Genomic DNA, 23,099 nt, shown 5'->3' on the forward strand with positions numbered 1-23,099 from the left:
GCGATGCCAGGGGATGTCGCCGATCTATGCGGTTTCTCTCGGCCTGTTGATCCTGTCTTCCGCCCTGGCCCTCTGGCGCGGCGGATGGTGGGAACGCGCGACGGCGGCCGTTCTGGTCCTGACCTGGATCGGGACGGCCCTCGCGCCTTTCAACCGCACAGAGCCGCCGTGGGTCGCGATCGGGCTCGACGGCGCCACCATGTTGTTCCTGCTGTATCTCGCCCTGTACTCGAAACGCCGGTGGACGGTCTGGGCGACCGCGTTCCAGTTCCTGCTGATGGCCAACCATCTGGCCTTCGTCCGCCTCCACGAACTGGAGCAGTGGGCCTATGTCACGGCCTACTACGTCTGGGGCGACGCGGTCCTGCTGTCGCTGATCGCCGGCGTCCTCTGGCGGGCGCGCAACGCCTCGCCGACGGTCGTACGGGACGCCGGGAGTATGGACTGAGCGGAACGGTCCTGGACGGCGGTCAGGCGACCGGCGCGGTGATCCAGCCGATGATGCTGGCGGCGCTGACGCCCGCTGCGACGATGCCGACCGCCAGCGCGATACGCGCATTGCGGAGAATGAAGACGAATACGCCACCAAACATGATTGAACTCCCCCGGACGCCGCCACAGCGACACAGCTTTGCCGGTTCATCAAGGTGTACAAAGCGTTAATCGCGATTTGGTGATCGATTCACGCCTGTCGTGTGAAATGATGCAGCGCAATTCCACTGGCGACCGAAACATTCAGCGAATCAAAGCCGCCTGACATCGGGATCCCGACCGGCCGGCAGCGTTCGATGACCGCCCGCGACAGGCCAGGGCCCTCGGGTCCCAGCACGATAGCGACCCGCCCGCCGCGCGGCGCCCGGTCCAGCGGCTCGCTCGCGCCCGGCGTCAGCGCCAGCACCTCGAACCCTGCCGCCTTCAGGCCCTGAACCATGGCCAATGTGTCAAGCCCGGTCGCCATCGGCGTCCGCAGCACGGCGCCCACGGAGACCCGGATGGCCTTGCGATAGAAGGGGTCGCAGCAGTGCGCGTCCAGCAGCACCGCCCCGGCGCCGAAGGCCGCGGCGTTGCGGAACACCCCGCCCATATTGTCGTGATTGCCGATCCCGCACGCCGCAACCACCACGGCGTCCGGATCTGTTCGGTCCAGGCACGCCTCCAGGGACTGGACCGGCGGCTTCTCACCCAGCGCCAGGATCCCGCGATGCAGGTGAAACCCGGCTATCGCATCCAGCACCGGCTGACTTGCGACATAGACCGGCGTGTCGTCCGCCGCCCGGGCGAGCAGCCCCGCCAGCCCTTCAACCCGTTTGCTGTCCAGCAAAAACGCCACGGGGCGACACAGGGACCGATCCGACATCAGCACATTCAACACCACCTCGCCTTCGGCCACGAACAGGCCCTGCCTGCCCGTGAGGTCCCGTTCGCGGATGTCGCGGAAGCCGGCGATGCGCAGATCGTCGGGCTGGTCGATGCGGATCACGGCCAAGATCGGATATTTCCCGTTGCGTCAGTCTGACTCGCGCTGCTATAGCGCCCGCCTTCCCGAGAGGAAGTGTTCCGCGGTAGCTCAGTGGTAGAGCAGCCGACTGTTAATCGGCTGGTCGTAGGTTCGAATCCTACCCGCGGAGCCACTCTCGGCCTTGAAATCCCTCAACAATCTAGACTTCCCCTTCAGGGGTCCGTTCTAGCTTGGCTGTTTAGAACGGCGTTTAGAACGGTGAGTTCGGCGAGTGTTCTAGCGCCATTTCCGAACCAATTCACAATCGCTTGAACGAGTGCGATCCCCCGTGCTTCTGCGGTGGCGGCCTCACGGGTTGCCCGCCGTCGCTGCTCCGCTCATGATTCGGCATTTGAAACGGAGGCTCGCATGGATGAGCGCATAGGGCGGCGATTCCTGCGGACGCCGGAAGCCAGCGACTATCTGGGGCTATCGAGCCGCACGCTCGAGAAGCATCGTACGTACGGCACCGGACCCGTCTATCGAAAGCTCGGCGGTCGAGTCGTCTATGATCTCGCCGATCTCTCCCAGTGGGCCGACAGCGGCCTTCGCGCCTCGACGACGGACCCGCGGCAAGGGCCGCGTCCGGCAGCCCCGCGTGCGGAGGGCCAGTATCCCTAGCGGGCTCATCAATTGGGTGGCGGCTGACGCCGTACAGCTTGGGCCATGCAGGCGAAATGGGAGAGTCGGCTATTCGACTTAGCCGTGGCAACAGGCCAACAGTGCATCGGCGCTAGTGTGGTCGCCCGCCGGCTTTCAGATGGTCGAGATAGCTCGACAGTTCGCCCAGCCACCTGCGCGATACGGCCGCGTCAGCGGCATCAGCTGCCTGCTCCAGGCCCGCGCCGATATCGGTGATCATCTGAAATCCAAAGCCTCCACCAGAGCCCCGCAGATTGTGCCCAAGGATGGTCACCACCTGGAAGTCTCCGCAGTCCAGGGCGGCGAGCATGGCGATGACATTCAGCCGGCAGTTCTCCAGATAGGCCGGCGTCTGCTCGACCAACCTCTGAGCTCCGCGAGATGGCGGTGCGTCCGGGGTCTGGTGCGACATCCAGAGGGAGGAGTGGTCCTTGATCGCCTGGAGAAGGACGTCCTGCTTTATCGGCTTGGTGAGATAGGCGGTGCAGCCCGCCGCGAGGCAGCTTTCCCGGTCACCCTTTAGGGCCGCCGCCGTCAGCGCGATGATCGGCGTGGGCGCCCGGTGGTTGGCCTTCTCCCAGGCCCGGATGGTCCGCGTCGCCGTCAGCCCGTCCATGGCGGGCATCTGGCGGTCCATCAGCACGAGGTCATAGCGCTCCGCCTTGAACATCTCGCAGGCGAGCACGCCCGTTTCGGCGACGTCGACCCGATAGGGCGTGTCCTCGAGATAGGCGAGCGCGATGGTGCAATTGTCCGGCGAGTCCTCCGCCATGAGGATGCGCAGGGCCGGCAGCGGCGCCTCCGGGGCGGTCCCGACGGCGACCGCGACCGGTCGAATGGCCACGGCGGAGACTTCGAATGGAACCGCGAAGGCGAAGACGCTCCCCCCGTCGATCTGGCTTTTCACCCAAATCTTACCATCCATCAGTTCTACAAGACGGCGCGAAATCGTCAGCCCTAGGCCAGACCCGCCAAACCGTCGGGTCGTCGAGGAATCGGCCTGGGTGAAGCGTTCGAACACGCGATCCAGCTTGTCGTCGGCGATGCCGATGCCCGTGTCGGTGACCGTGAATCGCAAGGCGGTCGGCACGGCGTCGTTCGCATCGGGCTCGACGCGAAGTGAGACGCCGCCCGACTCGGTGAACTTGATCGCATTGCCGAGCAGGTTGAGCAGCACTTGGCGCAGGCGTGTGGGATCGCCCACCAGGTCGTTGCTCACGCCGGGCATGATCTCGCACACCAGCGTCAGGGATTTCTCCTGCGCCCGCGGCGCGACCATCTCCATCACTTTTTCCAGATGGTCGGCCAAGGAGAAGCCCGTCCGCTCCAGATCGAGTTGGGACGACTCCACCTTGGACAGGTCGAGGATATCGTTGATCAGGTTGAGGAGATTGTCGCCGGACCGCCGAAATATCTGAACGAACTTGTCCTGCTCGGGCGTAAGCGCCGTCTTGGCCAGCAGGTCGGCGATCCCCATGATCGCGTTCATCGGTGTGCGGATCTCATGGCTCATGCTGGCCAGGAAGTCCGACTTGGTCCGATTGGCGCTCTCGGCAACAGCCTTGGCCTGCTGCAACTCCACCTCAACCCGTTTGCGCTCCGTGACGTCGCGCGCCGCGGCGAAGACGCCCTCCAGCTTACGGTTCCGGTCGTAAAAGGTGGTGGCGTTGTAGGACACCACAGTCTGGGTGCCATCGCGGGCCCGCGCCGTCAGCTCGTAGTCGGTGACCGATTTTTCGCGCAGCACACGCTTGATCGCGGCTTCGGCCCGCTGCGGATCGGTGAAGTAGTCCTTGAACGGCGCGCCGATCAGTTCGTCGCGCGTGCAGCCGGTGAGCGCCTCCATCTGCTTGTTGACGTCGGTGATAACGCCGGAGGGGTCGGTGGTCATGATCGCGTCGATGTTGGATTCGATCAGCGAGCGGGTATAGAATTGCTGGTCGCGCAGGCGCTGATCGGACTTTTTCTGCTCTTCTTCGACCTGTTTGCGCGCGGTGTTGTCGGTGCCGATGAGCAGGTAGCCGATGATGGCGTCCTGCGCGTCGCGCAGCGCTGTGACGTTCACGACGGCGGGGAACCGGGTGCCGTCCTTGCGGATATAGGTCAGCTCATAGATGTCCTCGATGCCACGCGAGGCTTTGAACACCAGGGCCTCAAAGCCGGGCGTGATCGGCGTTCCGAGTTCGACGCTCAGTTCTTCCGCGCGCGCGATCACCTCCAGTGGGTCGGAGATGTCAGCCGGCGTGATCTTGTTCATCACTTCGGCGGCCGCATAGCCCAGCATCCGCTCGGCGCCGACGTTGAAGATCTGGATGACCCCTGTGGCGTCGGTGGCGATGCTGGAGAAGTTGGCGCTGTTGAAGATCGCGCTCTGCAGCGCGCCCGCCTTGAGTTCGGTGCCTATCAGCAGATAGCCGATGATGGCGTCCTGCGCGTCACGCAGGGCGGTGACGTTCACGACCGCGGGGAACCGGGTCCCATCCTTGCGGATATAGGTCAGCTCATAGATGTCCTCGATGCCGCGCGACGCCTTGAACACCAGGGCCTCGAAGCCGGGCGTGATCGGGGTGCCGAGTTCGACGCTCAGCGCTTCGGCGCGGGCGATCAGCTCCTGCGGATCGGAAATATCAGCCGGCGTGATCTTGTTCATCACCTCGCCGGCCGCGTAGCCGAGCATCCGTTCGGCGCCGACGTTGAAGATCTGGATGACCCCTTTGGCGTCGGTGGCGATGCTGGAGAAGTTAGCGCTGTTGAAGATCGCGTTCTGCAGGGCGCCCGCCTGGAGCAGGGCCTCTTCCGCTTCCTTGCGCGCGGTGTTGTCGGTGCCGATGAGCAGATAGCCGATGATGGCGTCCTGCGCGTCGCGCAGGGCGGTGACGTTCACGACGGCGGGGAACCGGGTGCCGTCCTTGCGGATATAGGTCAGCTCATAGATGTCCTCGATGCCACGCGAGGCTTTGAACACCAGGGCCTCAAAGCCGGGCGTGATCGGCGTTCCGAGTTCGACGCTCAGTTCTTCCGCGCGCGCGATCACCTCCAGTGGGTCGGAGATGTCAGCCGGCGTGATCTTGTTCATCACTTCGGCGGCCGCATAGCCCAGCATCCGCTCGGCGCCGACGTTGAAGATCTGGATGACCCCTGTGGCGTCGGTGGCGATGCTGGAGAAGTTGGCGCTGTTGAAGATCGCGCTCTGCAGCGCGCCGATCTTGACGATCGATTCTTCGGATTGGACTCCGGGGCCGCCGTCGCCAACCTCGGCCGTCGGGAGCGCCAGGCCCGTTTCGGCGTCGGAAATTGTAATCGGGTGTCCTGACTCGGCGCGTGGAACGACCTGCGTAGCAATGACTTAAGTCGTCAGTTCAGAAGACGTTCCATGGAGATCCCCAGTTGTTCCGGGGAATAGGGCTTCTGGAGGAACTGGCCGCCCGGAACGAAGCGACCTGACATGTCCGCGGTCAGCAGGGTTCCCGAGGTATAAAGCACACGCAGGTGGGGCTGCAGGGCGATCGCCTGGTTCGCGACATCATAGCCGCCACCGGCCATTTCCCTAAGGCGCATGTCCACGAACAGAGCATCTATGACGACGGACGCCGACAAGTGCGCGAGCGCCTCGCCCAGATCCGACGCGAGCAGAGTCGTGTGGCCAAGATCTTCCAACGTCCACTCTGCGTTCTGACGAATAAAAACCTCGTCCTCGACGACAAGAATTACAGCCATCGGGTTGAGCACTGAGAGTTGATGGTCGTCATGGATATCATGCTCTTTAGAAAGTCACCGACGGGCCACCGGATTCTTGTTATGGAATAGGAAATCCAGGCAATTCCGACCAAACAGCGCGCTGTACGGGAGACCGCACAACTCATGGCAAAGCTTTGCGCGCTAAAATCTTGAAGAGATATGATTCATTTGGGCTGGCTTCGGCAGACGCGACTCCAGCCACAATCGGATCGGCATGTTCCGCGCCGTTCGGCACATCCGCGCCCGTCAGCGTCGTGAAGCCGCTCGCAGCCCCACCACGCCCACGGCTGTCTCCATGACCATTGAAGACGGATACCGGTCGTGACACCTGCCACAGCCCTGCGACTAGCCGGGGTCGCTCATCGCCTTCACGAAGCGCACGCGTTCCGAGCGGATCGAAGGCTGGGCGATGAACCCTGCTTGAGCCAGCGCAATGTGCTGGGGCTGCAGAGTGTCGCTCTCGCCGGCGAGCCACCATCGAGCGTCGTTCGCCGCTTTGGGCAAGATGCCCCCGACGATCCTCTCGATATCTCGGAAGGTCAGTTCCAGCTCGGCTTGTTTCTGGCGCCGAAGATAGCTCGTTAGGGGGGCGTACTTTGCCATGACGGCTGTTGTCCCGAAGTGCTGATGCTGGTCAAGTCCTCCATTCGCGCGCGCCTCGCCGAACCTTCGGTGAAAGCCTAGACTGCGCGCTGGCGGGTTCCGGGAACGATAGCTGCCGATCAAGAGCCAGGGGACGTGCAAGCGTCGGCAGCGATCGGCGACGAAACGCCGGGCTTCCTCACAGAAGTTCCTGGCCCGCCCCCTTCCCTCATCCCGGTTCGATCAGGCTCTGGCGGACCGCCGAGGCGACGGCCTCGGTCCGCGTTCGGACCTTCAGTTTGGCGCTGACCTTCTCGAGGTACGAACAGCCGTCGAGACGATCCGCCTCCTCGGCCTCGATGCGGTCGACATCGAGCAGCAGTTCCGCCGCGCGGTCTTCAACCTGTTCATCCGCAACCAGACCGCAACACCGTCGAACGTCTATGGGCCCGGCTCAAGGACTACGGCCGCGTCGCAACCCGATACGACAAGCGAGTCGACACCGGCGGAGAAGTTCGCTGAGTGTGTTGCAGCGATCAGTTGAGCCCACCACATTGCGGACGTTCAGGGCGACTCCAGCCGGATCGGGCGGGCTTGCTCGGTCGGCCAAGTATGGGCAGTCAGCGCCCCTACAGGGGTCCGCGGTCTCGTATTTAGACTTTGTTCATGCTGGTAACCACAGGCTCCATGTTGGCGCGCGGGGGCGGCGGTGCCGATTCCAAGTGTGACCCGTTGCGTTGGCAGTCCCAAACACAGAGTGACCGCCCGTTCCAGACCACTCTAGGGGCCTCGATATGTCGCCTGCCGTAGGAGAAGCACTCAGGCTCATAGCTGAGGATCGCCCGCTACCAGAAGTTCTGGCCGGCATTGTGCAATCCATCGAAATGGAGATGCCCGGCACTCTGGCCAGTATCCTGCTGCTTGATGAGAGCTGTGAACACCTGCTGGTGGGCGCCGCTCCCAGTTTGCCGGGCGACTATAACGCGGCAATTGATGGCGTTGCGATCGGGCCAAATGTCGGCTCCTGTGGCACGGCCGCATTCCTCAACCGCACGATCATCGTCGAAGACATTCAGGCCGACCCCCTCTGGACCGATTTCCGGACGCTGGCCGAAAACGCCGGCCTGCGTTCATGCTGGTCCCAACCAATCCGCGACACACAAGACCGGGTGCTGGGCACATTCGCTTTGTATCATCGTGACGTCAGGCGCCCGAGCGAAGCGCACGTTCAGTCACTTGCGCATGCAGCGCACCTCGTTGCTCTGACGCTGTCGCGAAAGCACCTGGTTGACCTGCTGGAACGCGCTACCACGGAATTGAGAGATACCTGTGAGGCCCACGCGGCCCGAGAGGCCTTCTATAGCGTAGTCATCGGCATGATGCCGACGTTTCTGGTGGTCAAGAACGCAGTAGATCTATCATTTGTATTGATAAATCCCGCAGCCGAGGCCGCCTTGGGATTGGTATCAAACACGTCCGTCGGAAAGACCGTTCACGACCTCTTTCCCGCGGATGAAGCGTTGTCGTCTGATCATGAAGATCTTGAAGTCATTGCGGCCCGGTCTGTTATTACCGATGAGAATTTCGCCGTAACGACCGGTTGCGGAAAGTCCAAGTTCTTCACGACCAAGAAGGTGGCTGTCTTCCAGGATGAAAAGCCGACTTACATCGTCACGGTTGGCGAGGATGTCACCGAGCGCCAAGCCGGCCGGGTGGCGCTGAACGAGGCGTTGACTCTCGCCGAGAACGCCAACGCAGCCAAGTCCCAGTTCCTCGCCAACATGAGCCATGAACTGCGTACACCGCTCAACGGCATCATCGCCATGGCCGACATGCTCCTGGGGTTGCAGACAGACGACCGCGCGCGCGCAATGGCGGAAACCATCATCGCCTCGGGCCATATGCTTGAATACGTGGTCAACGACATCCTCGATGTAGCCAAAATCGAAGCTGGCCAGATGAAGCTCGAGTCCGCGCCCTTCAACCTGGAGGCTGTCCTGACCGGTGTCACCGACCTGCACGCCGCTGCGGCGGCGATCAAAGACGTGAAGCTGGAACTGATCCTGACGCCTGGGACATCAGGGTGCTACATCGGCGACCAGACCCGCGTCGGGCAGGTGATCTCCAACCTCATCAGTAACGCTGTGAAGTTCACAGAAAGCGGGAGTGTCATTGTCTCCGCTTCGCGAGGGCGTAGCGGCCTGCGCATCTGTGTCCGCGACACCGGATCGGGGTTCGACCGATCGACCGCCAAGCGCCTGTTCCAGAGATTCGAGCAGGCCGACACATCGGTCAGCCGTCGCCACGGTGGAACCGGCTTGGGGCTTTCGATATGTCGCTCCTTTTGCGAATTGATGGGCGGTCGGATCGGAGTGCGCTCATCTGCGGGAAAAGGGACATTGTTCTTGGTCACGCTTCCCTTGCTGCGGGCTGTGGAGGTGGCGGACGAGGCGTCGATCCCAACTCCCACCTCTCAGGCTGACACCGCAATCGACCGCAATCTGCGCATCCTGTTCGCTGACGACCACGACGTGAACCGGCGCGTGGTGTCCATGATCCTGGAGCCTCTGGGCGTCGATTTGGTCATGGTCGAAAACGGCCAGCTGGCGCTTGAGCAAGCCGCCATGACCGATTTCGACCTGATCCTGATGGACGTTCAAATGCCGGTCATGGACGGCCTTACAGCTACGCGAAAGATACGCGAGCTGGAATCGAAGTCCGGTCGAGTGCGCACTCCGGTGATCTCGCTGACCGCCAACGCCATGCCCGACGATGTGCGGCGCAGCCTCGAGGCAGGCTCTGACCTGCACCTGGCCAAGCCGGTCCGCCCCGCCGCCCTGATCGAGGCCATCGCAGCTCTGATCGCGCCGGCCCTCGATGATGCCGATGCAACAGCCGCCGCCTAAAGACCAAGAGGGCGACATCGGTCACAGCAAGATCCCCACCTTTGCTCCACTAGGGCCCTGAGATTCCGCTGCAGCGCCCTCCCCGAGGCGTCGCATCGCGTTGGTGATTTGCCGCCCGCAGAGTTGAAAGTCCGCTTTCCATCTGTGGACGCCCCCTTCAGCGCAAGAGTGAATTAGGGAATTTCTGACACGTAGTCCGATGCTGCCATCTGTCCGGTCTGTTCTGCGACGGCGTACCGACGCTGGCCCTTATGGGAGTTCGCGGATCCGGTGCTCCTGTTGTCCGGTGGGCCGCTCGCCCTCCCGCCTTTTCCGCATAAGTGCGTTCTCGATCGCAACGGCCTGCGCCCGGCACCGCCGAAGAAAACCCGGTGCCGGACCGACCGTAACCGTCAGTCGCGGCCGTTGATCCGCGGATCGTCGGCATCGTCGATGTAGGTGATGTCGAACGGACCCATGCCAGCAAGCTGGACCACTGTTTCCTCATCGGCCCAAGCATAGTGCGACATGTTCGCCGGCAGCTGGACGAAGCTCCCTGGGGCCAGGGGGTGCGCGGCATCACGGTCGAGTGTGTCGCCCATCGCGACCCCGAGCTGACCCGAGATCACCGTCACCAGCTCGTCCTGCGAATGGATGTGCGGCGGGATGACGTATCCGGCGGGAAACTTTAGCCGGAGGACGAAGACGCCCGCCACACCGGGATTTCCGGCGAGCACTACCATCTCGACGCCCGGCGGCAGGAACGGCGGACCGGCCCCGAAGGTCACTTCCCCGGCGGGTACGACCTTGTGGTGGTCGGGCTCGGCGGCGAGAGGGCGGTCGATGGCCCCGAGGCAGGCGGTGAGCGCCAGTGCGGCCGCGATGCCGGACAGGCGGGAGGGTCCATGAAATCGTCTCATTAGTCTTTCCTTTCAAGAAAGCGATGGTCTCGGCGGTTCTGAATTGCCGCGTCCTTCGATACCTGCGTGGCCATGCTGGACCCGGCCCGAAACGTTGGATCGGTCAGGGAAATTCTGGATTTGTGCGCCCGGGCTCGTCTAACCCCGCCGACCTGCGGCGCACTCGTTGCGCCTTGCCAGCACACAGGGAAGCGCCCGTTCCCAGTCCGCGTCAGTGCTGGTGCTCCGGCGATCCAAACAGGATCAGTTCGACCCGGTCGGAACCGGCGACGTACGCGTCATGGCCAGGCGGAATCTCGAAGAAATCACCCACGGCGATCGGCGTTTCGGCACCGGTGTCGACCATGCGGACCACGAGCTGGCCCGCAATGCAGTAACCCGTATGGCGCATCGGGCAGGAGTCGGGCGAGCCGAGCAGCGGCTTCTCGTCGTTCTCCCATGTCCAACCAGGCTCGAAAACGGCCCGCATGCCCGTGGTCCCGTCGGCCATCCTGATGATGTTGATGCCGCCAAGCTCCTTCATATCAAGCGTGTCGTCCGGGGCCTCAAAGCGTCTGATTTCAATGGAGTTGTTCATGTCGGCTTCTTTCTCTGTGGGTCCGCGTCCCTTCGGGAACCTGAGGATCGAGCCGGGGGACGTGCGGCGTTCTCCACCGCTGCGTCCGTTGATGCCGTTTGGACATGGGTCGGCGCGCGGTTCGAAACGTTGGAACCATCGTGGAAATTTCCGAACTGGCGCGCTCAGGCCATCGACACCTGCACAGCTGCGGCTCGCAGAAGTTTCGCCTTGTCCGGCGAAAAGTGGAACGCACTGAGAAAGTCGTCGATTCCGTAACCAGGCTGCGTCACCCGAATGGTGGTCGCAAGACCCTGCCCCTCTGCGATCCGCCCCGCCAACGACAGGCACAGGGCGGCCAGGCCGAGGATGTTGATATGAGCGTTCGGGCGGGACGCCGCCCGCGTCGCCCAGGCGGCCGCTTCCTCAAACTGACCCAGTCGCAGATGCGCCATCGCCCGGCTCCCCAACATGCCGAACATCATCGGATCGTAGGGGCTGAGCGCGCGCGATTTGTCCGAGGCCTTGATCGCCGCCATCGGGTCGCCGGTCTGGGACTCTACGAAGGCGAGTGAATAATGACCGAGGGCGAAGTTCGGGCTCAGGTCGACCGACTCCCGAAGCGCCAGAACTGCCTGCTCGTGTTCCTGGCGCAGCCACAGGGCCCGCCCCATCGCCCAGTGCGCCGCCGGGTCCTGTTCATCCGCGAACAGGCTTTGCGCGGCGGCGGCATAGGCCCGTTCGGTCTCCATCCGCGGATCGGACCAGTTCTGGAATGCATTCTGCCAATGGGTGAAGGACAGACCGGCATGGGCGCGGGAGAAGGTCGGGTCGAGCGTCACCGCCCTGTCGAAAAAATGCTGCGCCTGCGCGTTGTCCTCCCGGGTGAAGCGGTACATGTGCCAGAGACCCCGGTGATGAGCGCCCCAGGCGTTCAGCGAGGCAGGCGATCGCAAGACCGCCCGATTACGTTCGGCCTGCTCAATTTCGCCCGTCAAGGCCGCGACGATCCGGTCGCCGAGTTCGTCCAGCGCCTCGAGCAGATTCCCGGCGGGCGCGTCACAGTCCTCCGCCCAGACGATCCTGCCCGTCGCGACCTCCACGAGTTCGATCTGGGCCCTGAGCCGGTCGGCGTCCCGACGGATCGTACCCGAGGCCACGTAATCGACGCCGAGACGCCGCCCCGCCTCCACGCTCGACAGGGACATCTCCGCCATGGCGTAGACCGAGCCCCGAGCGATGATCGACAGGCTCCTGAGTTTCGCCAATCGTGTGATGACGTCCTGCGTCAGGCCATCGGTGATCCCTGGTTCGACGCAATGGTTCTTTTCAGTCGTGAACGGCATCACGGCAAGCGCCGAGCGTTGCGGAGCGGCCGCGGATGCCCCGTCGGTCGCAGGCTGTGGCTCACCCAGGAGTGGCTGTGCTTCCCGGACGCCGGCCTCAATCACCGCGGCAGAGGCCCGTCGCGACCGGATCCCCTTCCATGCCTCGCGTAGCCCAGCCGCAGACACCCCCTCGTCGGCGAACAGTCGCTCGACGGCAGCGACATGGTTGTCTGCCTCGGCGATACGGCCCCGTGAGACCAGATGATCGAGCAGCCGTTGATGCGCAGCGACGTCGAACGGCGCGAGCTCCAGCCATCGCTCCAGGTGCGGCTCTACGTCCCCGGAATCGGCTGGCAGTGCCGCAGCGAGTTGCTTGAGGAGGCCGATCCGGCATGAGGCGAACCGGCGCCGCTGGGCCGTCAGCCACTGCTCGGCGGGTGCGCCGGAAAGTTCCAGGTCGCCGAGGAACGGTCCCCGGAACTGCGCCGCCAGTTCCGTCAGTCGTTTCAGGGACGGCGGATGGCCTTGCTCGACGGTCAGGACTTCGAGGGCATCGACAACGCATCCCTCAAGGTCGATGCCGATCTCGTCGTCGTCCGAAAGGACCCGGGCGCGTGCCGGCTCGTCCACGATCTGCCGAAGCTTGCTGAGGTGCCAGCGAAGCTCGGCACGCGGATCGTTCGGACGGTCCCACAAGAGCTCGCAGAGCCACCTTCGGCTAACCGGTCGCCCCTCGATCACCAGGATCGACAACAGCGCCCGCAGCTTGCGTGATCGGGCGAGGACCACCGGCCGTCCGTGCCGGCGAACCACCACTGGCCCGAGCAGGAGGACTTCCAGTACCGGTGCTGCGACCGGTTCGGCCGGTTGCACGATTTCCACGGCGCGTCCCACGTCATCTCCCACGTCAGGGCTTTACGGCAATGCTAACGTGAACCGCGCAAGTCGAGCCCAGACAAGGATGAGTAACATGTCCAACGACCGGCAACCAAGAACCACAAAAGGCCGAGGCCGCCTCTACGACTCGATCCTCGACACCATCGGCGACACGCCGACCGTCCGGATCAACAACCTCGGCCCACGCCATGTCACGCTTTACGTAAAAGCTGAGTTCTTCAATCCGGGCGGCTCGGTCAAGGATCGGCTCGCCCTTGCCATCATCGAGGCGGCGGAGCGGTCCGGGGCCCTGAAACCCGGCCAGACGGTGATCGAGGCGACGAGCGGCAATACCGGCATCGGTCTCGCGCTGGTCTGCGCCCAGAAGGGCTATCCACTTGTGGTGACGATGGCCGACAGCTTCTCGATCGAACGGCGCAAATTGATGCGGATGTTTGGCGCCCAGGTCGTCCTGACTCCCCGCGCCGAAAAGGGTCTGGGCATGTATCGCAAGGCTGTCGAGCTGGCGGAGGCCAATGGCTGGTTTCTGGCCCGCCAGTTCGAGACGCCGGAAAACGCCGCGATCCACGAGGCCACCACGGCGCGCGAGATCATCGCCGACTTCGCCGGCTCTCGTCTGGACTGGTTCGTGACCGGATATGGCACCGGCGGGACGCTGGCCGGCGTTTCCGCCGTTCTGCGCCGCGAGCGACCGGACACCAGGATCGTCCTGACCGAGCCCGCCAACGCGCAGCTCGTTGGCAGCGGCACGCCGCAGGCACGTGGCGACGGCGGCGTGCCATCCGCCAGCCACCCCGCCTTCGAGCCGCATCCGATCCAGGGCTGGACGCCTGACTTCATCCCGCAGGTCCTGCAACAGGCGATTTCTGCCCATGGCTACGACGACCTCGCGCCGGTCTCCGGAGCCGAGGCGATGGAGTGGACCCGCAAACTCGCGCGGAAGGAGGGCATCCTCACCGGGATCTCGGGGGGCGCAACCTTCGCGGTGGGCGTCCGGATCGCGGAGCAGGCCCCGGAAGGCTCGGTGATCCTTTGTATGCTGCCCGACACCGGGGAACGCTACATGACCACGCCGCTTTTCGAGGCTATCCCCGCGGAGATGGACGAAGCCGAAACGGCCCTATCCCGCTCGACGCCGGGTGCTCAGCTCGCGGCGGAATGAGATGCGGGGCGGGACGGACCAGCATATAGCCGCCGTCGAGGAAACCCTGGACCCGGCCGACTGGGACGCGGCGCGGGACCTCGTAACGCGTGTCGCCGCCGAAGCGGTCGATTACCTGCGCGACATCCGGTCCCGCCCTGTTTGGCGTGACATGCCGCTCGAGATTCGCGCCCGCTTCACCACCCCTCTGCCGCACGGCCCGACCCCCTTGGCAGAGGTCGTACAGGCGGTGTTCGACACGGCGATGGCCTATCCGATGGGCAACGTCCATCCCCGCTTCTGGTCTTGGTACATGGGGGCCGGCAATCTGACCGGCGCCCTCGGCGAGTTTCTCGCAGCCGTTCAGGGGTCGAATCTCGGCGGAGGAAACCATGCCGCGGCGCGGATGGATGATCAGGTCGTGGGATGGCTGAAGGAGATGGTGCACTTCCCCGCCGACGCCAGCGGCACCCTGGTCAGCGGCGGTTCGGAGGCCAATCTGATCGGCCTGACCGTCGCCCGCAACGTCATGGCGGGCATCGATGTACGCGCCGAGGGTATCGGCACGGCGCCCCAGCCGCTGCGCTTCTATGCCTCGGACCAGGTCCATGGCTGCCATCTGAAAGCGGTGGAGGCGCTCGGCTTGGGCCGGAAGGCGCTTCGCCTGATTCCAACGAACGAAGACTTCCGCATCGATCTGAACGCGCTGCGCGCTGCTATCGCCGAGGATCAGGCGGCCGGACTGAAGCCAGCCTGCCTGATCGGCACTGCCGGAACCGTGAACACGGGCGCCATCGACGACCTTGTCGCATTGGCCGATCTGGCCGCAGCGGAACGGATGTGGTTCCACGTCGATGGCTGCATCGGCGCGCTGATCGCCATCGCGCCGGAGGGGGCCCCTCTAATCCTCGGGCTGGAACGCGCCGATTCCCTCGCCATGGATCCGCATAAATGGCTCCATGCCCCCTTCGAAGCCGGTTGCGCCTTGGTCCGCGACGCCAAAGCCCATCGCAGCAGCTACGCCCAGTCCTCGGAATACCTCGAACCTACGGCGCGCGGTCTCGCCGCCGCGCCCTGGCTCTACGACCTCGGCCCCCAGACTTCGCGGGGATTCCGGGCCCTGAAGATCTGGATGGCCCTGATGGAACATGGCGCGGCCAAGTTCGGGCGGTTGATCGACCAGAACATTGCCCAGGCGAAATATCTCGACGCCCTGATCCGGCAGTCGCCGGAGTTGGAGATCGCCGCCCCCACCTGCATCAATATTGTCTGCTTCCGGCATCGCCCACGGATCGATCTCGATGCGGAAGGCCTCAAACACTGGAACGTCGAGATCATGCTTCGCCTCCAGGAGGAGGGCGTCGCGGCGGTATCGGACACGACGGTGAAGGGCACTCATTGCTTGCGTGTCGCGATCACAAACCACCGGACCCGCCGCTCGGACATCGACCTGATGGTCGCCCGTGTCCGCGATATCGCGAAGGCGTTATTGGCAACGATGCAAAGCGCGAAAGCGACGGAGGCTGTGTAAGAACGCAGCGGCTGCGGCCATCCATGGCGGCGTACGCCACCGGCATCTGGTTCGGCCCCCTCGCCGAACACGACAGAGCGCCTTAGAATGGCGGTCGGCGGGTTCCGGGAACGATAGGCGTCGATCAAGAGCCAGGGGACGTGCAAACGTCGGCAGCGATCGGCGACGAAACGCCGGGCTTCCTCACAGAAGTTCCTGGCCCGCCCCCTTCCCTCATCCCGGCTCGACCAATCCCTGTCGTACGCCGGAAGCGACAGCCTCGATCCGGGTTCTGACCCTGAGCTTGGAGCAGACCTTCTCAAGATCGCGCAACACCGCCCCGCCCGCCGCCTCATAGGCCTCGACGCCGACGAAGCGGACCCGCCGGTCATCGACGCGCACCTTGGCCTCGGTCATGGCGCGGCGGATGGCGTAGGCCGGGGTGTGGGGACCGATCTGGTCCAGCACCTGCCGTTGCCGCTCCTGATCCTCGCTGACGCAGAAGGCGGTCAACTGGTCGAGCGCCAGCCCCCCCTCCCGATAGGCGGCCATCAACTCCGGCGCCGCCGCCCCCAGCCGCAGCCGCTGGCGCACCACATGGGCGGACACCCCGAACCGGGCGCCGATCTCCTCCGGGCCATAGCCTTTCTCCTCGGCCAGCCGCCGGAAGGCCTCGAACTGGTCGGCGGGGTGCATGGCCTCGCGGGTCGTGTTCTCGTCGAGGCTGATCTCATGGGGGTCGTTCTCGGCGTCCACGATCACCCGGACAGGATGCGTCCGCTTGATCGCCTTGCGCTTGGCCAGCAGCCGCAGACCCTGACGGCGCCCCTCGCCGATGGTGACGAGGTAGCTCCCGGTGGGCGCGCCGTCCCCGTCCCGCTCGACCTCGACCACGGGCGGCTGCAACACCCCCTTGGCCTTGATGGAGGCCGCGAAGGCCTCGATGGTCGCGGGCGCATGGGGCGTCTTTCGCGCATTCTTCGGCGAGGCCTTGAGCCGATTCAGCGGCACGATGATCTCCGCGCCATGCTGCGGCGCGGTCGCCGCTGTCGCGGCGGTTTGGGTGGATTGAGCAGTCATGTCTGCCTCCTTTGGGCATGGGTTGCAGGCACGCGAACTGCGCGCCTGAAACCCTGCCCCTCGGCGAGAGCGGGGTAGCAAAGGCCAGGGCGGACCGGCCGGAGGGGGATCGCCCGGCCTGCACAAGCCTGACATCCATGACGACACGGCTCTCATCGCCGGCGCGGAAGGTCGGGGAGACCGGCCGGTCCGGCGGCGGAGCCGCTTCACCCTGGCCTGCGCGAGGGCGGAGCCCTTAGCCCTTCGCGTACAACGCCCTGCGTGGCGTCCGCTCCTGAGCGGATCGAGCGGGGGATCGAGACCAGGCAAAAAAGGACGACGGACCTTGAACGCGGCCGCGCCGACCCCATCATCATGGGATAGCGTGGCTGTGCGACCACAACATCTGGATTTTTCACTCGACGGAGGGGACGAATCGCGGCAGTTCTGGGGATGGGTTAATAGGACGTGTAAATCGTCCTTTCAGCGCGCCGCGACTCGGTCTAGCGAGGACCTTGCGGCTGCGCTTGGGCTGTTCCCGATCTTCCGCACAGTGCCTGAATTCGACCCAGCGGTGCCTGCGCGCTCGCTGGTTTATCGGATGCAGGGAGTACGGCAGCTGAGGCTGTTGAAGCTGGAGGGAGACGGCCGGCTGAACTTTGCCGGTGCAGGCAGGTCGCCTCCCCCCAGGACCGACTCGTTCGAGACCGGCGATCTGATCCTTAGACGTGGCGCCCATGGGCGACAACACCACAGGCTAGGGTCCGGGTCGTTTCAACTCTGACGAGTCTTCATCACCCGACGTGGGGAGAAGACGTGACGCAGACCTGATCGATCCCTGACGCCGGTCGGCGAGCCGACCATCAACCAGCCTCGATGGCCGCGGCCCGTCCGCGCGCTTTCATTCCCATGTCATGATCTGAAAGGGGTTCAGCCGATGGCGGCCCACACTTGGACCAGCGCGCGCGCAGCAAAGCGCATCGCCGCACGTTTGAAAGAAGTCGAAACTGTCGAAATCAAGGACTACGTCCGCGAGACGGATCTGTCCTCCCTCCCCCGCACCAAGGCGTACCGGGTCAACGGCGTCCACATCTACGTCGACATCAAGAACCTCGATGACATGCTGGGCACGACCGAAGTGGAGGGCGTCCTCTGCCACAAGCGGACGCTGAGATTCCTGAACCTGCACTACCGGGCGGTTCACCGGATCTTGAGCGCCGTGGGCGCGATCGAGGTCGACTTCCATAACCAGCGTCTGCACGCGGTCGTCGCCAAGCCCTACGGCGACGAGATGGGCCGCATCCATCGGGCCGTCGCCACCGCCCAACTGATCATCGATGTCTTGGCCCAGACGGGCGAGGAAGGCGACGAGATCATTCCCGCCGCAAAGGTGCGGGTCGGGATCGACAGCGGCGTGGCGCTTGCTGTGTGCAACGGGCGACGCGGCCACGCTGAACCGCTCTTCCTCGGCGCGCCCGCCAATCTGGCGGCGAAACGCGCCGGCGGCGGGACCGCCGAGGGCATCTATCTGACCAACACCGCCCGCGCCGTCATCGGCCTGGCGGACGACGTCGTGGAAGATCGCACGCCACTCTCGGTGGAAGAGGTGGCAGAAAGCCAGGACGACGCCGGGCTGCAGATCAACGCCGATCAGATCGTGAAGGCTTGGCGGGCCGACCTGGAGGCCAATCCGATCGGGAAGTTCGGCTTCTCGGGGCACACCCCACCGTTCTCGAACCTGGACTTCGAACTTCTGTCGCCCTCCGCCAGTCGGCGCCAGGATGCAATCTCGCTCTACGCCGACATCGACGGCTTCACGGACTTCGTGGCCGCGGGTGTCTGCGACGACGACGCCGCCCGAAACGTCGTCCGCGTCCTGCACGTGCTCCGCAGCGAAATGGACGCTGTCCTCGATAAGGACTTCGGAGGCCGGAAGGTTCGCTTCGTGGGCGACTGCGTGCACGGGGTTCTCGGCGAAGGCACGGCCCAAACCACCGACCTCGAGGAAAGCGTCAGCACCGCGGTCCTGTGCGCCGCCGCCATCCGCAGCAGCTTCGACCAATCCATCGAGGCCTTGGAAGACGACGACATTCTCTCCGACGGGCACGGCCTCGGCCTGGCCATCGGTTTTGAGCTCGGCCCGATCGCCCTGACCCGTCTCGGGGTAAAGGGCTCCATGATCCGGTGCGCAGTCGGCCGCAACGTGCTGGCGTCCGAGGCGGAGCAGCGTCGCTGCGCCGGGGATCAGACGGCCATTGGACAGAACGCTTACGATGAAGCGACCAGCGCGGTTCAGACGATGTTCGGTTCGAGCCGCAAGCGGTCGGGCCTCGTCTACGACATTGCGGTGGACGAACTCGCTGGTCACCTAGATGAAACCGCCAAGGCGTCGAAGGCTCTCGCCAAGTCCATCGCCGCCGGCGCGACGGTCGGCCTCGTCCAGACAACCGCGGCCCCGGCCGCGGACTACGCCTTCGCCAATCGTCGGACGGAGCCGAGCAAGCCCGCGGGCTTTGCGTGACCATCTGGTATCTCAGCGCGCCATATCGGCTGGCGGAAGAACATGAAACCCTGCTCGCCCTGAAAAGCAGGGAGTCCTGGCTTGAGCTCGGCGCGCTGAGACCGGACGAGAACGGGCGCCTCTGTATCGATGTCGAGATCGCCACGGCCGGCAGGAGCTATGCCGCGCGGCTGCGCTACCCACACACCTTCCCCTTCTCGCCGCCTTCGGTCGTGCCGAAGACGCCAGAAGCATGGAGCGGCCACCAATACGGTTCCGGCGGTGAGCTGTGCCTCGAATGGGGCGCGGACAACTGGACGCCCGAACTGACGGGCGCGCACATGATCGAGAGCGCGGAGCGCCTTCTGTCGGGCGAGGCGACAATCGAGGGGGAACGCCCCGGGCGGGTGCCCAGCCGACATGACACCACCCTTGGTCAGGATCTCCGCTTCAAGTCCTTCCGCCTGGTGGTGACGGAAACTTTCGCCGCTCACATGCGGTCCCTTGCACCCGGTTCGACGCGAAACGCCAAACTGCTTTGGACCGACAACGACAAACAGCATGCGCTCGCGCCGGTTCACCTGACCACGGCGGATGGTGAACAATGGACGGACCCATCAACGCCCCAGGCCCTGTGGGCGAACAACACCCTGTACGGGGCCAAGGTCTGGCGCCTTCCTGACGGCGTTGTGGCGCCGCCTTCGGCCGACGGTCCGGAACTGCGCGCCTTCATGGCGGCGCATGGATATTGCGCCCCGCCTGACGACGGCCAGCTCGCGCTCGACCTCCTTCTGACCTGGGACGACGCCGGCGCGCGGCTGCGGATGTTCAGCAAGGATTCGGACGACGTCTACGATTTTACTGTCGTCGCGGCGCGTCCCGCCAGCCGGTTGCCGCGCGGGTATAGCGACCTAGCCGACAAGACGGTCGGCCTCGTCGGCTGCGGCTCGGCCGGGAGCAAGATCGCGGTTAGCCTGGCCCGTGCGGGTGCGGGTCATCTGATCCTCGTTGACGACGATATCCTCCTTCCGGAGAACCTCGTCCGCAACGATCTCGACTGGACGGTCATGGGCGAACACAAGGTGCGCGGGGTCGCCCGGCGCGCCGACCTAGCCGCGCCCGGTGTCCGGATCGACACCCACATCAAGCGCCTCGCCGCGCAGGAGGCGAGCGGCGTCGCCGACGGCGTCCTGCACAGCCTGCAACAGTGCGATCTCATCATCGACGCCACCGCGGAACCCGCCGTGTTCAATCTTCTCGCCGGCGTGGTAAGCGCGGCGCGGAAGCCCCTGATCTGGCTGGAAGTCTTCGCCGGCGGCATCGGCGGGCTCGTCGCCCGGTCGCGGCCCGGGCTCGACCCGTCGCCCCAGACGGCGCGCGCCAAGATCGAAGCCTGGTGCGCTTCGAGCGGCGCCAAGCCGCCGCGTGCGGATCGGCCGTATGAGGCCAATGGCGAAGCCGAGCCGATGATCGCGGACGACGCGGACGTGACGGTTATCGCGGCCCACGCCGCGCGGATGGCTCTCGACCTGCTGACGGAGACATCGCCCTCGGCGTTCCCGCAGTCCGCCTATATGATCGGCCTGCGCGAAGGATGGCTCTTCACTCAGCCGTTCGACACGCGCGCGATCGATCTCGGCCAACCCGAAGCCGCCGCCGCCTCGCCCTCCGCCGAGGCTTCAGCCGCCGGCGCCGCCTTGCTGGTTCAAATGATCAAGGAGCTCCAGGGTGAAGCTGCTGATCCATCCTGACACGGTCAAGCGGCTGGCGCGGGAACTGGCCCAGGCGGGCCGCCGGGAAATCGGCGGCGTGCTGGTCGGCGAACATCTTGACCGCAACACCTTCCGCATCGCCGACCTCTCGATCCAGCGTCAGGGGGGCGACACCGCCTGTTTCGTGCGCCGGCCGGGAGACCACAAAGCCTTTCTTGACCGGTTCTTCTCCAGCACTGGGGACGCCTATGACCGCTTCAACTATCTCGGCGAATGGCACTCCCATCCCTCGTTTTCGACGGAGCCCAGCGGCACTGACCTTCTGCAGATGCACGAGATCGTCAATGATGGACCGTCGGCTCCGCCCTTCGCCGTCCTGATGATCGTGCGGCTCGACGCCGACCGTCGCTTGGCGCTGCGGGCGATGGCGTTCCGCGGAGACACGGTCGAAGAAGCGGCGCTCGTCGTATCGGACAGACCCGAAAGCGACCCCGCGCGGCCGCGTAGCTGGGCGTCCCGCTGGTTCGGCCGCCCGGCGACCAAACCCATCATTCGCTTCATTTGATCGGAACCCTGATGTCCCTGAAATCGCGTTTTGAACAATCCGACGATCTGATCGACGCCCTGATGGGTCAGCGGATTGTCGAGGACCGGGAGATCGCCGCGTCCCTGGCGGCGGAAGGCCAGCTGGTCGAGTTCGCGCCCGGAAAGACGATTATCGAACAGGGCGGATCCGATCGGGAGATCTACTTCCTGCTGGCCGGCAAGACTCACGTCGTCGTCAACCAGGTCCGGCTGTACCCGCGCGAGAAGGGCGGCACCGTCGGCGAAATGTCGGCGATCAACCCGCACATCAGCCGCTCAGCGACCATCGAAGCCACGGAGCCGACCGTGGCGTGGAAGGTCACGCACAAGCGTCTGGCGGAGGTGGGTGCCGAACATCCGGTGATCTGGCGAAGCATCGCCCAGGTGCTGGCCGAGCGGGTCGAGCAACGCAATCAGTTCGTCAATCGCGTCAACGCCCGCCCCCGCGTCTTCATCATCTGCTCGGCCGAGGCGTTGGCCATCGGCAAGGCGATCCGGGTAGGGCTTGAGCACGACGCCGAGGTGGTGATCTGGAGCGACGACAAGATCTTCGCGCCCGGCTCCTATCCGATCGAGGCGCTCGATGAGCAGGTCGGACTGGCGGATTTCGGCATCGCTCTCGCCGAACCGGACGACCTGGTGCTCTCGCGGGACCGGCTGTCGACCACGCCGCGGGACAATGTGATTTTCGAGCTCGGTTTCTTCATGTCGCGCCTGGGCCGCCATCGCACCCTGCTGCTGATCCCCCAGGCAGAGGACGTGCGACTTCCGTCGGACTTCAAGGGGCTGACGCCCCTGCCCTACCGAATCGGCAAGACGTCGCGCGACCTTCCGATCGCGCTCGGCCCGGTCATCGACAAGATCAGCGGCCTGATCGCCGACCTCGGCGTACGTTCGTCTTTGGCGGAGGCGAAATGACGGCGACGCCTGATCCGAAGATCTCCGACGCCGAGATCACCAGTTCCGCCCTCGCACAACTCGATCGGTTGCAGGCCTTCTTCGGTCGCGTTGAGGGCAAGGCGTCATTCCTGCTTGGCATCAATCTCGCTCTGCTCGGTTCGGTCGCGGTGGCCACACCGCTCGCGACGCTCTGGTCGCCGGCCAACATCTGCGGTCTGATCGCAGCGGCGCTGCTCGGGTTCAGCACCGTGAACCTCTATGCGGCCTTCTATCCTCACCTGGCGAACCCACAAACGTCCGCGCTTTATTTCGCCGATATCGCCAATCTCACCGCTGACGATTATCGGGCGCGGGTCAGAGACGCCTCGCCCGAAGACCGTGCGAACGACGCCCTTTGTCAGGTGTGGCGCAACGCCCAGATTCTGGAGAAGAAGTTCAGGCGATCACGGTCGGCCTTTCTCCTCACGGCCGCTGGGGTTCCCTTCTGGCTCGCCTTGCTGGCTCTAAGCGTCGCCCGATCCGGGGCACTGCCGATCGCATAAGGCCGCCCTTCAACCCATAGACCTCGCACCGCAGGGCGGCGGGACGGTTCCTAGAGCGTGGCCCGTTTTGTTGGAATCGGGATTCCCAAATCGGTGGTGATCTG

19 protein-coding genes and 1 tRNA gene are annotated in these 23,099 nt (G+C 64.7%); 11 read left to right on the forward strand and 9 right to left on the reverse strand.

The genetic code is table 11. The features are described 5' to 3' along the window. Positions 1-13 precede the first annotated feature (13 nt). Positions 14-448 (forward strand): hypothetical protein, encoded by a 435-nt coding sequence (locus ACTIEW_RS11855; RefSeq protein ID WP_439478110.1) that lies wholly within the window; start codon positions 14-16, stop codon positions 446-448. A gap of 22 nt (positions 449-470) precedes the next feature. Here the strand turns inward: ACTIEW_RS11855 and ACTIEW_RS11860 are convergent, their stop codons facing one another. Further along, on the reverse strand, positions 471-593 hold the full coding sequence (locus ACTIEW_RS11860) for a hypothetical protein (protein ID WP_284223410.1): 123 nt from the start codon (positions 591-593) through the stop codon (positions 471-473). 89 nt (positions 594-682) lie between these two features. Next, positions 683-1,486: a TrmH family RNA methyltransferase gene (locus ACTIEW_RS11865; protein ID WP_439478111.1), complete on the reverse strand. Its 804-nt coding sequence runs from the start codon at positions 1,484-1,486 to the stop codon at positions 683-685. A 70-nt stretch (positions 1,487-1,556) separates the two neighbouring features. On the opposite strand from ACTIEW_RS11865, the gene ACTIEW_RS11870 reads away from it, so the two are divergent. Together ACTIEW_RS11870 and ACTIEW_RS11875 are read left to right on the forward strand one after the other, a co-directional pair. Then, a tRNA-Asn gene (locus ACTIEW_RS11870) sits at positions 1,557-1,631 on the forward strand. 236 nt (positions 1,632-1,867) lie between these two features. Then, positions 1,868-2,119, forward strand: a complete 252-nt coding sequence (locus tag ACTIEW_RS11875) for a helix-turn-helix transcriptional regulator (protein WP_300465541.1) — start codon at positions 1,868-1,870, stop codon at positions 2,117-2,119. A 112-nt stretch (positions 2,120-2,231) separates the two neighbouring features. Here the strand turns inward: ACTIEW_RS11875 and ACTIEW_RS11880 are convergent, their stop codons facing one another. From ACTIEW_RS11880 to ACTIEW_RS11890, 3 genes are all read right to left on the reverse strand, one after another. Next, positions 2,232-5,483: a PAS domain S-box protein gene (locus ACTIEW_RS11880; RefSeq protein WP_439478126.1), complete on the reverse strand. Its 3,252-nt coding sequence runs from the start codon at positions 5,481-5,483 to the stop codon at positions 2,232-2,234. A gap of 11 nt (positions 5,484-5,494) precedes the next feature. Next, positions 5,495-5,857 carry a response regulator gene (locus tag ACTIEW_RS11885; protein ID WP_439478112.1) on the reverse strand — a complete coding sequence of 121 codons (363 nt, stop codon included), beginning with the start codon at positions 5,855-5,857 and terminating at the stop codon, positions 5,495-5,497. 366 nt (positions 5,858-6,223) lie between these two features. Beyond that, a complete protein-coding gene (locus ACTIEW_RS11890; protein WP_322259401.1) occupies positions 6,224-6,481 on the reverse strand; it encodes a DUF7662 domain-containing protein in 258 nt (85 codons plus the stop codon). A gap of 773 nt (positions 6,482-7,254) precedes the next feature. On the opposite strand from ACTIEW_RS11890, the gene ACTIEW_RS11895 reads away from it, so the two are divergent. Next, positions 7,255-9,366 (forward strand): ATP-binding protein, encoded by a 2,112-nt coding sequence (locus ACTIEW_RS11895; RefSeq protein WP_439478113.1) that lies wholly within the window; start codon positions 7,255-7,257, stop codon positions 9,364-9,366. A gap of 392 nt (positions 9,367-9,758) precedes the next feature. On the opposite strand, the gene ACTIEW_RS11900 is transcribed toward ACTIEW_RS11895, so the two are convergent. From ACTIEW_RS11900 to ACTIEW_RS11910, 3 genes are all read right to left on the reverse strand, one after another. Continuing rightward, positions 9,759-10,265, reverse strand: a complete 507-nt coding sequence (locus ACTIEW_RS11900) for a cupin domain-containing protein (RefSeq protein WP_439478114.1) — start codon at positions 10,263-10,265, stop codon at positions 9,759-9,761. 211 nt (positions 10,266-10,476) lie between these two features. Continuing rightward, entirely contained in the window at positions 10,477-10,842 is a 366-nt protein-coding gene (locus tag ACTIEW_RS11905) for a hypothetical protein (RefSeq protein WP_439478115.1), read from the reverse strand. A 164-nt stretch (positions 10,843-11,006) separates the two neighbouring features. Further along, positions 11,007-13,031, reverse strand: a complete 2,025-nt coding sequence (locus ACTIEW_RS11910) for a BTAD domain-containing putative transcriptional regulator (protein WP_439478116.1) — start codon at positions 13,029-13,031, stop codon at positions 11,007-11,009. An 88-nt stretch (positions 13,032-13,119) separates the two neighbouring features. Here ACTIEW_RS11910 and ACTIEW_RS11915 point away from each other — a divergent pair, with 88 nt between their 5' ends. Both ACTIEW_RS11915 and ACTIEW_RS11920 read left to right on the forward strand, forming a co-directional pair. After that, entirely contained in the window at positions 13,120-14,208 is a 1,089-nt protein-coding gene (locus ACTIEW_RS11915; RefSeq protein ID WP_439478117.1) for a PLP-dependent cysteine synthase family protein, read from the forward strand. 1 nt (position 14,209) lies between these two features. Then, positions 14,210-15,718: a pyridoxal phosphate-dependent decarboxylase family protein gene (locus ACTIEW_RS11920; protein WP_439478118.1), complete on the forward strand. Its 1,509-nt coding sequence runs from the start codon at positions 14,210-14,212 to the stop codon at positions 15,716-15,718. 213 nt (positions 15,719-15,931) lie between these two features. On the opposite strand, the gene ACTIEW_RS11925 is transcribed toward ACTIEW_RS11920, so the two are convergent. Next, on the reverse strand, positions 15,932-16,777 hold the full coding sequence (locus tag ACTIEW_RS11925) for a ParB/RepB/Spo0J family partition protein (protein WP_439478119.1): 846 nt from the start codon (positions 16,775-16,777) through the stop codon (positions 15,932-15,934). A gap of 916 nt (positions 16,778-17,693) precedes the next feature. On the opposite strand from ACTIEW_RS11925, the gene ACTIEW_RS11930 reads away from it, so the two are divergent. Genes ACTIEW_RS11930 through ACTIEW_RS11950 form a run of 5 tightly spaced genes read left to right on the forward strand, consistent with a single transcriptional unit; the run spans position 17,694 to position 22,995 of the window. Further along, positions 17,694-19,277 (forward strand): adenylate/guanylate cyclase domain-containing protein, encoded by a 1,584-nt coding sequence (locus ACTIEW_RS11930; protein WP_439478120.1) that lies wholly within the window; start codon positions 17,694-17,696, stop codon positions 19,275-19,277. Next, positions 19,274-21,007: a ThiF family adenylyltransferase gene (locus ACTIEW_RS11935; protein ID WP_439478121.1), complete on the forward strand. Its 1,734-nt coding sequence runs from the start codon at positions 19,274-19,276 to the stop codon at positions 21,005-21,007. Before ACTIEW_RS11930 ends, ACTIEW_RS11935 begins: the two co-directional genes overlap by 4 nt. Then, entirely contained in the window at positions 20,985-21,533 is a 549-nt protein-coding gene (locus tag ACTIEW_RS11940) for a Mov34/MPN/PAD-1 family protein (RefSeq protein ID WP_439478122.1), read from the forward strand. Before ACTIEW_RS11935 ends, ACTIEW_RS11940 begins: the two co-directional genes overlap by 23 nt. Before the next feature lie 11 nt (positions 21,534-21,544). Beyond that, on the forward strand, positions 21,545-22,471 hold the full coding sequence (locus tag ACTIEW_RS11945) for a TIR domain-containing protein (RefSeq protein WP_439478123.1): 927 nt from the start codon (positions 21,545-21,547) through the stop codon (positions 22,469-22,471). Beyond that, positions 22,468-22,995: a Pycsar system effector family protein gene (locus tag ACTIEW_RS11950; protein ID WP_439478124.1), complete on the forward strand. Its 528-nt coding sequence runs from the start codon at positions 22,468-22,470 to the stop codon at positions 22,993-22,995. Before ACTIEW_RS11945 ends, ACTIEW_RS11950 begins: the two co-directional genes overlap by 4 nt. Positions 22,996-23,099: the final 104 nt, after the last annotated feature.

The sequence above is a fragment of the Brevundimonas sp. genome, from assembly GCF_051860745.1.
Classification (GTDB): domain Bacteria; phylum Pseudomonadota; class Alphaproteobacteria; order Caulobacterales; family Caulobacteraceae; genus Brevundimonas.

What these genes read in the sequence shown, in the direction of transcription:
- ACTIEW_RS11855 (WP_439478110.1), top strand. Translation starts at nt 14, where the DNA reads ATGTCGCCGATCTATGCGGTTTCTCTCGGCCTGTTGATCCTGTCTTCC.
- ACTIEW_RS11860 (WP_284223410.1), bottom strand. Translation starts at nt 593, where the DNA reads ATGTTTGGTGGCGTATTCGTCTTCATTCTCCGCAATGCGCGTATCGCG.
- ACTIEW_RS11875 (WP_300465541.1), top strand. Translation starts at nt 1,868, where the DNA reads ATGGATGAGCGCATAGGGCGGCGATTCCTGCGGACGCCGGAAGCCAGC.
- ACTIEW_RS11885 (WP_439478112.1), bottom strand. Translation starts at nt 5,857, where the DNA reads ATGGCTGTAATTCTTGTCGTCGAGGACGAGGTTTTTATTCGTCAGAAC.
- ACTIEW_RS11890 (WP_322259401.1), bottom strand. Translation starts at nt 6,481, where the DNA reads ATGGCAAAGTACGCCCCCCTAACGAGCTATCTTCGGCGCCAGAAACAA.
- ACTIEW_RS11895 (WP_439478113.1), top strand. Translation starts at nt 7,255, where the DNA reads ATGTCGCCTGCCGTAGGAGAAGCACTCAGGCTCATAGCTGAGGATCGC.
- ACTIEW_RS11900 (WP_439478114.1), bottom strand. Translation starts at nt 10,265, where the DNA reads ATGAGACGATTTCATGGACCCTCCCGCCTGTCCGGCATCGCGGCCGCA.
- ACTIEW_RS11905 (WP_439478115.1), bottom strand. Translation starts at nt 10,842, where the DNA reads ATGAACAACTCCATTGAAATCAGACGCTTTGAGGCCCCGGACGACACG.
- ACTIEW_RS11915 (WP_439478117.1), top strand. Translation starts at nt 13,120, where the DNA reads ATGTCCAACGACCGGCAACCAAGAACCACAAAAGGCCGAGGCCGCCTC.
- ACTIEW_RS11920 (WP_439478118.1), top strand. Translation starts at nt 14,210, where the DNA reads ATGCGGGGCGGGACGGACCAGCATATAGCCGCCGTCGAGGAAACCCTG.
- ACTIEW_RS11925 (WP_439478119.1), bottom strand. Translation starts at nt 16,777, where the DNA reads ATGACTGCTCAATCCACCCAAACCGCCGCGACAGCGGCGACCGCGCCG.
- ACTIEW_RS11930 (WP_439478120.1), top strand. Translation starts at nt 17,694, where the DNA reads ATGGCGGCCCACACTTGGACCAGCGCGCGCGCAGCAAAGCGCATCGCC.
- ACTIEW_RS11945 (WP_439478123.1), top strand. Translation starts at nt 21,545, where the DNA reads ATGTCCCTGAAATCGCGTTTTGAACAATCCGACGATCTGATCGACGCC.
- ACTIEW_RS11950 (WP_439478124.1), top strand. Translation starts at nt 22,468, where the DNA reads ATGACGGCGACGCCTGATCCGAAGATCTCCGACGCCGAGATCACCAGT.